Source organism: Paenibacillus sp. A14 (assembly GCF_036864815.1).
Lineage (GTDB): Bacteria > Bacillota > Bacilli > Paenibacillales > Paenibacillaceae > Fontibacillus > Fontibacillus sanfengchensis.
Genome location: NZ_JBAGJD010000010.1, coordinates 46,952 through 60,399, shown reverse-complemented (window position 1 = coordinate 60,399; position 13,448 = coordinate 46,952). Strand labels below are relative to the sequence as shown.

Annotated in this window: 13 protein-coding genes; all 13 read right to left on the bottom strand. The window is 51.9% G+C overall.

Going from position 1 to position 13,448, the window contains the following annotated elements; genetic code table 11:
* Positions 1 to 23 precede the first annotated feature (23 nt).
* The gene (fabD, locus tag V4U88_RS21810; protein ID WP_334075369.1) at positions 24 to 1,274 is read right to left on the bottom strand and encodes an ACP S-malonyltransferase; all 1,251 of its coding nucleotides are present in this window, start codon (positions 1,272 to 1,274) and stop codon (positions 24 to 26) included.
* A gap of 347 nt (positions 1,275 to 1,621) precedes the next feature.
* On the bottom strand, positions 1,622 to 4,036 hold the full coding sequence (locus V4U88_RS21805) for an FtsX-like permease family protein (RefSeq protein ID WP_334075368.1): 2,415 nt from the start codon (positions 4,034 to 4,036) through the stop codon (positions 1,622 to 1,624).
* A 3-nt stretch (positions 4,037 to 4,039) separates the two neighbouring features.
* Complete coding sequence (locus V4U88_RS21800) at positions 4,040 to 4,816, bottom strand: ABC transporter ATP-binding protein (RefSeq protein WP_334075367.1); 777 nt, start codon at positions 4,814 to 4,816, stop codon at positions 4,040 to 4,042.
* A gap of 28 nt (positions 4,817 to 4,844) precedes the next feature.
* A complete protein-coding gene (locus V4U88_RS21795; protein WP_334075366.1) occupies positions 4,845 to 5,621 on the bottom strand; it encodes a DUF4097 family beta strand repeat-containing protein in 777 nt (258 codons plus the stop codon).
* A gap of 6 nt (positions 5,622 to 5,627) precedes the next feature.
* Positions 5,628 to 6,170, bottom strand: a complete 543-nt coding sequence (locus tag V4U88_RS21790; protein WP_334075365.1) for an HAAS signaling domain-containing protein — start codon at positions 6,168 to 6,170, stop codon at positions 5,628 to 5,630.
* Positions 6,167 to 6,484 (bottom strand): PadR family transcriptional regulator, encoded by a 318-nt coding sequence (locus V4U88_RS21785; RefSeq protein ID WP_334075364.1) that lies wholly within the window; start codon positions 6,482 to 6,484, stop codon positions 6,167 to 6,169. Before V4U88_RS21785 ends, V4U88_RS21790 begins: the two co-directional genes overlap by 4 nt.
* 101 nt (positions 6,485 to 6,585) lie before the next feature.
* Entirely contained in the window at positions 6,586 to 7,293 is a 708-nt protein-coding gene (locus tag V4U88_RS21780; protein ID WP_334075363.1) for a 4'-phosphopantetheinyl transferase family protein, read from the bottom strand.
* Entirely contained in the window at positions 7,290 to 8,111 is an 822-nt protein-coding gene (locus V4U88_RS21775; protein WP_334075362.1) for a thioesterase II family protein, read from the bottom strand. The genes V4U88_RS21780 and V4U88_RS21775 overlap by 4 nt, the downstream gene beginning before the upstream one ends.
* Positions 8,112 to 8,141: 30 nt before the next feature.
* Entirely contained in the window at positions 8,142 to 9,182 is a 1,041-nt protein-coding gene (locus tag V4U88_RS21770) for a DUF5050 domain-containing protein (RefSeq protein ID WP_334075361.1), read from the bottom strand.
* A gap of 349 nt (positions 9,183 to 9,531) precedes the next feature.
* Positions 9,532 to 10,413, bottom strand: a complete 882-nt coding sequence (locus V4U88_RS21765; protein ID WP_334075360.1) for a metal ABC transporter permease — start codon at positions 10,411 to 10,413, stop codon at positions 9,532 to 9,534.
* Positions 10,413 to 11,381 (bottom strand): metal ABC transporter permease, encoded by a 969-nt coding sequence (locus V4U88_RS21760; protein ID WP_334075359.1) that lies wholly within the window; start codon positions 11,379 to 11,381, stop codon positions 10,413 to 10,415. The genes V4U88_RS21765 and V4U88_RS21760 overlap by 1 nt, the downstream gene beginning before the upstream one ends.
* A gap of 5 nt (positions 11,382 to 11,386) precedes the next feature.
* Entirely contained in the window at positions 11,387 to 12,145 is a 759-nt protein-coding gene (locus V4U88_RS21755) for a metal ABC transporter ATP-binding protein (protein ID WP_334075358.1), read from the bottom strand.
* Positions 12,146 to 12,187: 42 nt separating this feature from the next.
* On the bottom strand, positions 12,188 to 13,162 hold the full coding sequence (locus V4U88_RS21750; protein WP_334075357.1) for a metal ABC transporter solute-binding protein, Zn/Mn family: 975 nt from the start codon (positions 13,160 to 13,162) through the stop codon (positions 12,188 to 12,190).
* Between the last annotated feature and the right edge of the window lie 286 nt (positions 13,163 to 13,448).

The window sequence follows — 13,448 nt, the reverse complement described above, 5'->3', positions numbered from 1 at the left end:
CCATTTCCCCCCCAAAAAATAGATTATCGCTGCAATACGGCGGCCGACTGCCCGATGGCCTGCAGCTTGCTGAAGATGTCGTTCTGTTTGTCCGGCGGCAGTTGTTTGGTGTTCAAGATCTGCCGCAGCAATTCCCTTATCCGGTCCAGGATTTGATTGACGTCCAAATTCCCGTCCCGACGACGCATTTGTTCGATCAGTTCCCGGGTTTGCCGAATGGGCTCGACAACGCCGGTTGTGTAGGCCTCAGCATCCTCATTCCGGTTTCGGGCGATGAGGGCGGCCGTTAAAGCCGCCTGTGCCGCAGCGATCGCGGTTTCGCGCCGAGTCCCGTCCGCAGCGAATAACGGACGCAGCGTATTCATTTCTTGCGGATGCTCCACATGGAAGGTTTGTACGGCTGGATAAGTCTCTTTCATGAGCTGAGTCAGCACCTGGCGAGGCCCGACTTCCACCGCTCGCTCCATGTCATTCCGGTACAGGTACTCCATCGTCTCCCGCCAGCGAACCGGGTGAGTCATTTGGCGGTAGAGCAGCCCAACCAGATCCTCCCGCCCATAAGGCCGGGCTGTAACATTCGAGATAATCGGCCATCGGCCGGGCCGGGTTTCCACATTCCGCAATTCCAACGCCAGCTTGTCCGCCGCGGACTGCATCAGCGGGCTGTGGAAAGGAGCGCTCACGTTCAAATATTTCACGCTCGCATGCGGCGCCGCTTCCAGTACCCGATCCGCAACGGCCCGGACTGCCTCCTGGTGGCCGGCAATGACATGCTGCTGCAAAGAGTTGTAGCAGGCAATGACTACCTGCGAGGTTTCCGTCGTTGTCCTGCGGCACCACTCTTCCAGTTGGTCCGCGACTACATGAGTCACGGCGGCCATCGCGCCGAGACTGGAGGAGACCGCAGCTTGCATCAGCATCCCCCGTTTTCTTACAATGCTTAGTCCGTCCCGATAAGACATAACCCCGCTGCACACGAGGGCGGAATATTCGCCAAGACTGTGTCCCGCCATAAAACAGGGCTCCCAGCCCAGTTCTTGTCGGCCGATCTCGAAGGCCATGACGCTTACGGCCAAAATCGCCGGCTGTGTATTCATGGTCTGCATGAGTTCTTGATGACTGCCTTCAAAGCACAATTTGACAAGATCATAACCTAACGTGTCATTAGCTTCTTCGAACAACAGCTTTGCCGCGGTAAACTGATCGTGCAACTTTTTTCCCATGCCGACATATTGCGACCCTTGCCCCGGGAACAAAAAGGCGGTATTTGCCATACGCAGACCTCAATTCAAATATATTTAGTTGGATAAAAGTGGAGCAGGGTGTAAGAGTTTGAGCGATTGATGTTGGGTAGTGGATAATGAGAAAGAACTCTGAAGTGTGAGTCTTGAAGTGAAGCTTCTGACGCAACTCATAAAATGAAAGGATATGTTTTACATAGAGGTAATTATATAGAAGTGGATGATAATTAAGTAATTAACATCTAAAGTCAAATATACTATATACTTTTTACATGTCAATCCAATTATTGTATATTTCATGTAATATTTTAGTAAAAGTCTGCTTTGTTTACATTTTGCATCACCAAAAAGGCTTCCGGAACGAGCCGGAAGCCTGCTGATTAATCCACCGTCAACAACCTTGGAGACGTGGTTTGAACCGATTTGGATGCGGTCCAGGACCCGAGACAAGCCGCCGCAATACTTAGCGGAATCATCAAGGCTATGCCGCCTCCGTTCATGATCAACGGGACTTCCACGATGCCGTAGTCCGCCAGGACGAGGTTTAACAGAGGAGGAAGGCCCAAGAGCCCTAAAGGGATTCCAACCAAAGCGCCGATCGCCGACAGGAACAGGATTCCCGCCGTTTCCGACAGACGGATCTGCCGGGAGGTCATGCCGATGGATTTGTAGATACCGTAGGTTCGGCTCTCTTTTTTCATATGAATCCGGCAGATGCTATAGATAATCACAAATGTAATTACGATGAACAGCAGTGCCATGACTGACATCGGAAGGACAATGATGGTGAAGGCTTGGGAAAACACCTCGTCAACCAGCGTGGCCTGGCTCGCCGTCCAAAGCACGTTTCCGTACCGCTGATGCAGCTCGCTCACGAACTGGTCGACCGACACGCCTTCCTTGAGATTGATGAACGTGGTATTCATCGTGCTGCCGTAATCCGGATTGACATTCCGGATGACATCGGCGGTAATTCGTCCCGTAAATGCCATATTCGCGATCGCCTGATAGATTCCGGTCACTTTAAGCGTATGTTTCTCGCCTTCAATGTAAATATCCAGCGAATCCCCCGCATGAATGCCTAAAGTCCGTGCTACGTTCACGCCGATGGAGATTTCCCGGGCGCCGGCCGGGTTTCGGCCCTCCACATTTTCATAGCCGATGTCATCGTAATTCCCGTCGGCCACCGTTAGCAGCACTCCCATCGTATCCGCCTGCCCTTTCGCGGAGGACCCTTGATTCTTCAGCGGCAAAACCGCGTTCGCGTCCCCATAGCGGGAATAGTTTTTCACTCGGGGATCCGACAACACCTCTTCCTGCAACCGGTCGAAGGTCAATTTGGCGGGATTATCGATTCTTACCGATAAGTCGGCCGAATCATATCCCCATTTCGCGATAGTTCCATGAATGGAAGAGATGCTGTTCACGAACAGGAAACCGAACACGAGGACGGAAGTAGATAAAGCGGATATCAGAACAATCAGCACCGAACCGCGAACATTCTTCGTGACGCCTCTAAGACCGATGATTAACGAGGTGGGGAGCGTGCCCAACTGAAGCAGTTTCCCTTTCCAGCTTCCGCTTCCGCCCGCTTTCCGGGAATACTCTTTCTCCGACATGCCGTAACGGACGGCTTGGGCCGGCTCCACTGCGCGGGCCTTGTAAGAGAATAGCAGCGCGGAGAGGAAGATCATCACGACAACGGCTGCTCCGAGCCAAACGGCGAGCATCGAATAAGCGTTGTTCATATCGGCGGAGCCTATGCTGAGATAAGCCATGGAGCCGGCAACGATTTTGGCGGAGAAGACATAACTGGCCAAAATCCCGGGTATGACCGAAATGAACGCCAAAAACGTATACTGGGTGACATAGGCTAAAATAACTTTACGGGAGGATAGGCCGACGGACTTGATGATTCCGATCGTACGGTAGCTTGATAGGATCGCGTCGGAAATGGTGAATCCCAGTGTGTAAAGCGCGACCGCGATCATGACGACAGCCAGAAAGATCATCACGAAACTAATGACCTGATTCGCTATCATATAATAGGACGACAGACTCTCGAAGTCTTTTACCGATTCCAGGTAAGGGGCTCCCAGAAACTGTTCGAACCTCTCCCAATAGGCCCTGTTCTGACTGTAATCGTCAAACCGCAGGCCCGTCATGTATTTATCGTCCCCCTGCAGAGCCGACAAGTTTGTATTGTAGTCCTGATGGTTCAGCCAGATCCGGCCGCTGGTCGCGAAGGGGGAGCAATAGGAAATATCTACGACCACGGCGGCAACGTTGAGCCGGAAGCTTCCTTCGTCGGTTTTAAACTCGATTGCGTCTCCGACATGAATATTGTTGGAATAAGCGAGAGATGTGGGGATCCAGGCCGTTCCGGCCTCGGGTGAGCTTCTTTCTTCTCCTTCCGCAAACAACAGGCGGTCAACGGGAAAAGGTCCGTTCAACGTATCCATCATGTACAAATCGACATTGGGAATCTCTTTCCCGGCGTGCGACATGCTGGACAAATAGCGGTACCGCATTACTTCGGAGACGGTGACTCCCTCCTGCCCCGCCCACCATTGCTGAACCCGGTAGGGGTCGTAAATCCCGTTCTCCAGCCGTAGTATTTGATGGGCGCCGCGGGTCTCGGCGTGCATCTGCTCATACATCCGATTCGTGTTGTTAAGGACCAGGACAGCCGTCGACAGAAGCAGGGCCGCAAGCATGATGATGATGGCAATGAAGCTGTTTTGAACTTTTTTGTTCTTCAGATTCGTCCAACAAAGCTTCCAAACGGCATACATGCCTTATCTCCCCTTCCCTGACATGAACATGAAGATTTGGCTTTCTCTTGCTTTCAATTGTTCCGGCGTATACTTGCCTAGTTCCAAAATACCGTCGATCATACCGTCCTTGACCAGAATCAGCCGATCCGCCCTGCAAGCCGCCTTGATATCGTGCGTCACCATCATTATGGATTGGCCGGTCCGGTTCATATCCGTCAACAGGTCGAGAATGATCGTCCCCTGCTCTTGACTCAGCGCCCCGGTGGGCTCATCGGCAAAGATCACCTCGGGCGAGTTGATCAGGGCTCTGGCGATGGCCGCCCTTTGCTGCTGACCGCCGGAAACCTGGGAAGGCAAGCGGTCGGCCTGCTCCCCGATGCCCATCGTTTTCAACAGCTTCAAGGCTTGTTTATTCACATCGTTCTTGCTTCGCCCGGCCACATAACCCGGGAAGGCCACATTTTCCAGCAGGGTGAAATCCGGAATCAGGTTGATCGATTGATACACGTAGCCGATTTTACTGGAGCGGAAATCCGTGATTTCTTTTTCCGAATAGGCATCAATCCGCTGTCCTTTGAAGAACACCTTTCCGGAACTAACCGTATCCAATCCGCTTAGGAGGTACAACAACGTGGACTTTCCCGATCCCGAGCTTCCCATAATCACTGTGAAATCGCCTTTATAGACCTCCAGATCGATCTTTTTTGCCGCGTGAAATTGTTCGGTTCCGGTCGAGTAAGTTTTGCACAAATCCTCCGTCTTGATCAAAACGACTTTGCTGGCATTTGGGGTTATCATAAGGGCACCCTCCTAAAAGTGGGATTTCTCATTTTTGAAGCTCGTTACTCTGTTTGACGGTTAGATTGCCGGTGTCGGAGACCAGTTCCACCCATGGCCCCCCTTTCCCGATCCCATCGTCCCGATAGTCCGGCAATGAAACGTCGGTCTTTCCCGAACCCGCGGATAATTTCGTTTGCAGCGCTTGCGGAACCAAGGCCGTTTGTATCGTAATATCGCCGGTATCCGTTTCGGCATGGATGTCGTGGGCAATGTGACGGAGTGAGGCCGCAATGGTGCCGGTGTCCGTCCTGGCCTGAATTTCTCCCTCTTGGACATCCAATCGGATCGAGCCCGTATCGCTTGCCGCCGAATAGATATCCGCTGAAACGGAACCTATCGAAATATCTCCCGTGTCCGAAACGACCTGCAGACGGCTTAGCTTTTTCTCCGGGATCCCCACGGTCAACTTAAGATCCGTATAGATATCAAGAAATTTAAATCTACTGTCCTGGACAACTTTGATCCGGACGCTCCCTTGGTCTTCCGTGATATCTATCCGGTAATCCTCCAGCCACTTTTTCGTCGTCTTCCCACCCAACGCTGTCCGGATTTCATTTCCTTCGATCGGAAGTACCTCGACCTTTTCCGTATCCGTTTCAATACGGATTTCGTCCGCCAACTCCGCACCGAAGGTCCGTTCGACGGAAAGATCGCCCAAGTTAAATGGAGAATTGCCCAGCAGATACATAACCGCGTTTCCAACCACCGAGACGGCGATCAGCAGAAGGGCGAGTCTGCTTATTTTTCGTAATCTCCGGGTCAACTCAGATCACTCCCTTCTCATCATTTTCAGGTTATATTTCAGATACCGGATGACAAGACGATAGTACAACCGGGTTAATTGGATGATCCCGACCAGAAGCAGCAGACCTGTGCCGACCAGCCCCAACATCAGGAAAAAGTCGCTGATAACAACCGTGAGGATCGGATGCTGCATGATCAGCAAGACCGGCGAAATCATCAAGAAGAGAGCGAAGCCGAATAGTCCGGCAAGGACAGCCAACGAGGCGGCAAAGGGGATCAGGACGATAACCAGATTGAACAATCCCAAACTTACGGTCGCCAGAACCGCCTTGGTTACGCTAGCCAGCGAGGGGGAATTTCCCGCCAGCCGAATTTGAAATTGGGCAAGCACGGCCCGTGCGACCAATTGGGGTTGGCCCAACCTGGAGATGATCTCTTCTTCGGACCGTCCGTTTAATTCGGCCATCTCGAAATGCTCTCGGTAATCAGCCATGGCTTCGGCCCTTTCATCGGGAGGCAGCGGCTTAAGATATTGGGACAGTTCGTTCAAGTAGTCTTCTTTCTTCACTCTGAACCCTCCTCAATCATCTCCTGCACCCCTTTGGCAAACTTACTCCATTCTTCGATTAATTCATGCATGACTTTTCTTCCCTCATCCGTAATCTTATAGTATTTCCGGGGAGGGCCCTCATCCGACTCAAACAGATACGTTGAAAATAGTCCTTCGGCAGCCAACCGCCTTAACAACGGATAAATCGTACCTTCCGCGATTTCAAATTTTTGCGAAATCTGATCCACTAACTCATATCCGTAGCGGTCCTTCTTGGCCGTTAATACCAGGACACAAAGCTCCAACACACCTTTCTTGAATTGAATATTCAATATCTTCCACCACGCTTTGTTTAGTACTGAGCATTGTGCAGTAGCTGGATAACCAAATATTAACATACGGTACTGTTTAATGCAAGGTACCTGTTATTAATTTATCCGTCGGTGTGCTGGAGCCCTCTTCTACCTATGCTCGAAACGATATCCTTGACCGAGATTTGCCGCACCCGGATCGGTCCGGGGCTGTCGGCGCAAACCGCCAGCTTGTAGCTCCCCTTGATCGTACAGCTCTGAATGAATGCGGGGATTCGATCATCCGAATGCAGTTCGACCGAAGGGCCCTCCAAGTTGAAGTAGAAAGCATCCAAAGGTTTTTGCAATCCGACCCCCAAAAATTTGATATAGCTTTCCTTTAGGGTCCACAGCTCAAATAACGCATCCATCCGCTGCTCCTGCTCCCTGGAAAGAAGATATGCATATTCGCTAGCATGAAAAAATTTACTGGCGATCCCCAAGTCCATGCTCTTGACCTCTTCGATATCGATCCCGATTTCCTCCTGATCCAAACCGCAGATCACATATCTTCCCGAATGGGAGAGGTTAAAAAAAATCCGATGCTGCCCCCGAAGATAGGGCTTTCCGTATCGGTTTTTGTCGAAGATCAATTCATTCATCGACAGTCCGGTTTTCCCGGCGACCATATAACGGGCCAAAGCTTCTCCGTAAACGGCTCTTTTTCGATCCGACTCAAAGCGAAACCGGTTCGCTTCCATGCGTTTTTCCCGTGAGCAGATCCCCAGCAAGGTATCGTTGTCTTGGCAGGAGATTTCTTCTTCAATGTCGACGTAATACATCTCTATCATCTTCGCTCGATCGTCCTTTCCGCGCCGTTCCGTGCATCCAACTCGATCAGTTTATTCCGCAGATGCGTCAGGACAGGGCCGGGCTGATCCACAAAATAAAAGTGGTTGCCTTGAAACATCGTAAGCGCGAACGTTTTGGAAGTGTACCGCTTCCAGCCCTCCAGCTCATCTCCCTTAGCCAGGTGGTCCCTGCTGGCCCCGTAAACTTCTATGGAAATCGGCAGCGGCGCAGCATGCTCCGGCTGGTAGGTTTCGCACAGCTTCATATCTTTTCGAAATGTAGGCAGAATCATCTCCAAGAAGTCCCGATTCTGACGGAGCACCTCCGGAATTCCTCCCAAATGGACGATGTTATCAAGAAACTCCGCATCGCTTTTCATATATAGTTTGTCATCATTATTTTCCGTCAAGCTTTCCGTAAATCGGTTCATATGATGGGGAGCCCTGACACAAGAAATAATCAACCCTTCCGGCAGTCGCCATCCCAGATGCTGCATCCTCCGCGCCAGTTCGTAAACGACAAGTCCTCCCATACTGTGCCCGAACAAAACATAGGGGACATCCGTATACTCCCCCATCTCTTCCGACAGTGAATGGATCAACCTGTCCATGCGGTCGATGGAAGGTTCCGCGAATCTGGCACCCCTGCCGGGAAGCCGCACGAAACAAGTCTCCACGAATTCGGGCATGTCCTCTTCCCAACGCAAGTAGGTAGAAACATCGCCTCCCGCCGGAGGGAACAGAAATAACCTTAAACGGATTTCGGACCTACTTCGTTTTCTTTTGAACATAAACCATCGCTGGACCTCTTGGATCATCTATTATTTGCCCTCCTATTCGCATATGGGTCATATTCCCTTTAAAATCGCAAAGGAGTCGTCGTTTCGGTTTTGGAAAACGAGATGCCGCTTAATACTGCCCAGGTAGTCGGAATAGAAAAATTCGTTGCTGCCAACCTGGCGCAGCCCTGAACCATCCATTCGGATGGCGAATATTCCCCCTGTTTCCCTATCTTCATCACTTACGGTGAAATATGCCCATCCATCCAAAACATCCAGGGGCTCGAGATCCCAACCGATAATTTTACGCACAATTTCATCCCCCTTTTGGAACAGATGAAGGTAAGTTGCGTGCTTATCCCTATCACGTTCCACAAAAAAGAACGAATCCGAATCTGCTTCACCTATGTAATCATCCATAAAAAAGAAGTAAGAAGATAGTTGCTCCTCCTTGGTCTTCTTGAAAATCTGATCGAAGGCCGTTTCGTCGTCATCGTTCTCCTCAATATACATCTCGCCCGTGGATGGCAAGGGCTGTCTCATCAGTGGAAAATAGATATCGCCAAGGGTTTGTATTCCGTAGCCAATGTAATAATGATATTTTTTGTCCTGCGGATTCAATACAATCGGATTTACCCTTATCTTCGAACTCCCGTCAAGCGATATTCGATACACGCCCGGGTCGATGCTATTGGTAGTATAATAAATACTTTGGCTCTTGAGGAAAAATAGATCGATCTCTCCTAGGTTGGTCAAGCGCGTTAATTTTTTGGAGGACATGGTAAACTTGTAAATATCACCGGTTTGGCCATCTCCCTGCTTAAGAAAATAAACCGTCTCGTAGTCTTTATAGAGGACATTGCTGAAATTCCCTTTAAGGATTGAATAAGTCTTCGTCTTATCTCCGTTTACGATCGTTTTGTACAAGCCGTCACTAGCTTTTGCCCAAAAGATCGTCAAAGGTTCCGTGGTTTTTTGACGAGGAATGTTATGAATTCTAATGGTCAATTCGGAGGCTTGCTCAAGATTAAGATTGCTTCGGCTTGCCCCCATTAACGGTATACAAATCAACACAGCCGTAAGTAGAACCATAATTTGCCGTTTGCTCAATATCATTCACTTCTCCCTAAATAAATGAAGTAGTAGCTAAATCCGACAGCGCCTGTCCTCGTACAACTATTCGACTTTAGGAATTATTTTCCTCCCAAGGTATGAGGCATCCCCTTCAAAAGTTGCAAATCTACAGGAATTTCCGGTGGTTTTCACAAATGAGTCCTCTTCAACGTAAAAGCCTGCAGATTTGCAGGAATTTCACAAAGTACCAGGTCTAAATATGTCAAACCAGCCCCAATCCAAACAAAAGGCCCCCTAGAGCAGGGGACCCTGAACTGCATAAAGATATGCTTTTCCCGAATTGTCGATACCGTTGACACCGCCGGCTAGCCGGCGCTTAGGCCGTTCAGGCCGACGCCGTCTTCAGCTTGCGGCGCTTCTGGTAGCGGGCCAACAGCCCGTGCAGCGGCGAGAAAACAAACGCCAACACGAACAGGATGCCCGCCACCGTGATCATCGCGCCCGCGATGGAAGCGTCCAGCCATTTGGCGGCATAGTAGCCGCCCGCGGAGCTGACGGCGCCGATCAGTACGCTGTACAGCAGCATCACGCTGAGCCGGTCGGTCAGCAGGTAAGCCGTCGAGGCCGGAACGATCAGCATACCGACGACCAGAATAGCTCCAACACTTTCAAAAGAGGCCACTGTCGACAGCGACACCATCCCCATCAACAGGTAGTGGAATAGGGCCACGGGGATGCCCACCGCTGCGGCAAGCGCCGGATCGAAGGCGCACAGCTTGAACTGCTTGTAAAAGAGACCGATGACCGTCAGCACAAGCACGAGCGTTCCGCCGAGCATCCACACGGCGACCGGTCCGAAATCATAGCCGTTCCAGATGAGCGTATCCCACTGGACATAGGCGATCTCCCCGAACAGGACGCAATCCAGATCGAGATCGATATGCGCCGCGTTTCGGCTGATCAGAATGACCCCGATGGCGAACAGCGCGGTAAACACGATGCCGATGGAGGCATCGGATTGGAGGCCGCCCTGCTGCAGCAGTTGAATCAGAAAGACCGTGATCAAGCCTAAAACGGCGGCCCCGACCAGCATCAGAAGCGAATCCCTGGAACTGCTGACCAGAAAAGCGATCGCGATGCCGGGCAGGACGGAGTGGCTGATCGCATCGCCCACCATCGCCATTTTGCGGAGAACCAGGAAGCAGCCCAGTACCCCGCAGGTCGCGGCAACCAATGTGCCGGTTAGTATGATCCAAAAATCCGCCATCAGTCCGCACTCCTTTCCGCTGCTTGCGTTCTTTGCGAAATCCCCGGCATGTCGACGACCGCGGATTCGAAGCTTCGCCGAAGGTCATTCCTCTGCCGGAGCCGGCGGACCAGCTTGGCGACCAGCCCGCGATTCGGCGCGAATACCGCCGATACGACGAACAAGGAGGTCGCGGCGAGCACGGTGACCGGCCCGGTCGGCAGATTTGACAGCGTGCCGCTGATCAGGGTGCCCGTCACCCCCGAGAGCGCCCCGAACAGACCGGCCAGGACGACCATGACGCTTAAAGCGTCCGTCCAATAACGGGCCGCCACCGCGGGAGTGATCAGGAGCGCTGCGACCAGCACCACTCCCACGGCCTGAATGCCGACCACGACGGCAATAACCGTCATAAGGAGCAGCAGCTGTTCCAGCAGGCCGACCCTCAACCCCATGCCCCGGGCAAACCCGGGATCAAAACTGACCAGCTTGAATTCCTTAAACAGCAGAGTGCATACGGCCACAAGGATGAGTGAAACGATACCGACCAGATAAACATCGGACAGCATCATGGAAGCCGCCTGGCCGAACATATATTTGTCCAGCCCGCTCTGATTGCCGTTGCCACTGTGCTGGATTTTGGTCATCATGACCACGCCGATCCCGAAAAACACGGACAACACGATGCCCAGCGCGGCATCCTGCTTGATCCGGGAATAGCGGGTAATGGCATGGATGCCGAAGGTAGCAACCACGCCCGCCAAAACGGCTCCGATCATAAAGAGCCCGATCGACTTCACTCCGCTGAGCATAAACGCGATGCAGATGCCGGGAAGCGCGGCGTGCGCCAGCGCATCGCCAAGCAAGCTTTGTTTGCGGAGGAAGGTAAATGAGCCGATCACCCCGGTGCCGAGCCCGAGCAGTAAGGAACCCATCAGGATCCACTGCATATTCGGATCGGTCAGCCAATTTATCAACGAGGCTATCATAAGTCTTACACCTTCCCTGCCGGTACGGCGGCAAAATCCTGCAGCATGGCGATTCTTCCGCCGTAGGTTTTTTGCAAATATTCCGGTGTAAAAATGTCGGAGGTCGGCCCCGACGCCACCAGTTCTCCATTGAGGAGCATCACATGATCAAAATATTCCTGAACGGTGGACAGATCGTGGTGCACGACCAACACCGTTTTCCCCTGGTCTTTCAGTTCGTGCAGCAGTTGGATGATCGCTTTCTCCGTCGTGGCGTCCACGCCGGCAAACGGCTCATCCATAAAATACAGCTTGGCGTTCTGAGCCAGCGCCCGGGCCAGAAATACCCGCTGCTGCTGGCCGCCGGACAATTGGCTGATCTGCCGCCCGGCATAGTCCGCCATGCCGACTTTGGTCAGGCATTCCAGGGCAATTTCCCGCTCCTTCGCGCCCGGGCGGCGAAGCCAGCCCAGATGGCCGTACCGGCCCATCATTACGACGTCCAGAGCGTTCGTGGGAAAATCCCAATCCACGGATTCGCGCTGCGGTACGTAACCTACATTTTTACGCTGCTCACGGTAGGGTTGGCCAAAGATTTTCACTTCGCCCCCCACCTTGGGAATCAAGCCGAGCACGGCTTTCAGCAGCGTCGATTTTCCCGCTCCATTCGGCCCCAACACACCGATCAATTTCCCCGACGGGATTTGAAACGAAACGGAGCGAAGCACCGGTTTTTTCTGATAGGCGACGGTAAGTTGATCAACTTCAAGAGGATAGATCGTCATCGCTTGCTCTCCTTTACTCTGGGCTCTTTTCACCCTAACAGTCTATTTCAAAGCCCCCACAATGGTGTTCACATTATGGCGTACCATTTTAATGTAAGTGTCCGCTTCGGAACCCGGTTCGCCCAACGAATCGGAATACAGCTCTCCGCCGATTTTGACCTCATGCCCCAATTCCTTGGCTCCGGCAATGACCGCTTCCATCGATTTTGTGGGAATGCTGTTCTCCACGAAGACGGCTTTGATTTGATTCTTCACCAAAAAATCGCGCAGCTCGCTGACATCCTTCGATCCGTATTCCGCCGCCGTACTGATGCCCTGCAGGCCCATCACCTCGATACCGTAAGCGTCTCCGAAGTAACCGAAGGCGTCATGCGCGGTAACCAGCACGCGTCCGGCTTCCGGAATTTCCGCGATCCGCGCCCGAACCTCGTCGTCCAGTTCCGTCAGCTCCGTGATGTAGGCATCGGCGTTTTGCTTGTAGGTATCGGCATGGGCCGGATCGTATTTCGTCAGTGTATCGCGAATCGTTTCGGCCGCCGTAACCCAATACTTCACATTAAACCAAATATGCGGGTCATATTGCGTTCCTTGCTCCTTATCCCCGGCTCTTAGCTGAGTGGGATCGATATTTTTGGATACGGCGACCGTCGGCTTGTGTTTCTCAAGCTTCTCCAGAATCTCCGTCATCTTCCCTTCCAGATGCAGTCCTCCGTAAAAAATCATTTGGGCCTCGTCGAGCTTCTGAATATCTCCCTGAGATGCCTTATATAAGTGCGGATCCACCCCAGGTCCCATCAGTCCGTGGACCTCCACTTCCTCGCCGCCGATTTCCTGAACTACATCCGTGATCATCCCGATCGTGGCCACCACCTGAATCTTGCCAGCATCGGCCGGCCTCTTCGCCCGATCCGCGCTTCCCTCCACCTTGGAGCAGGCCGCCAAAATGATCAGAGCCAATACGCCTAGCGTCATCTTCGCCCGTTGCAGCGGACTTTTCTTCACCTTGATTTCGTTCATTTGTTCTCTCCTCCCACATTTTCGGCGTCCACGCCCATTTGTTGTACAAGTAAATATTTGTTTCCTTGTAGATTATTTTTTAGTTAAGTGTAAAAAAGTTTCCTCAAGGCAAATTTTAAGGGATAAACATACAAAAAAGCAAGAGGAATTTTTCCTCTTGCTTGGCTGATGGATGGATATAACTTGAAAAAGAGGCACGTGTCATCCGATAAAGTGGCTCGGTAAATTAGCTGGAAAAGATCCTGTTAAATCGAAACGCACATTCCCGCATAACCGGTGCGAACCG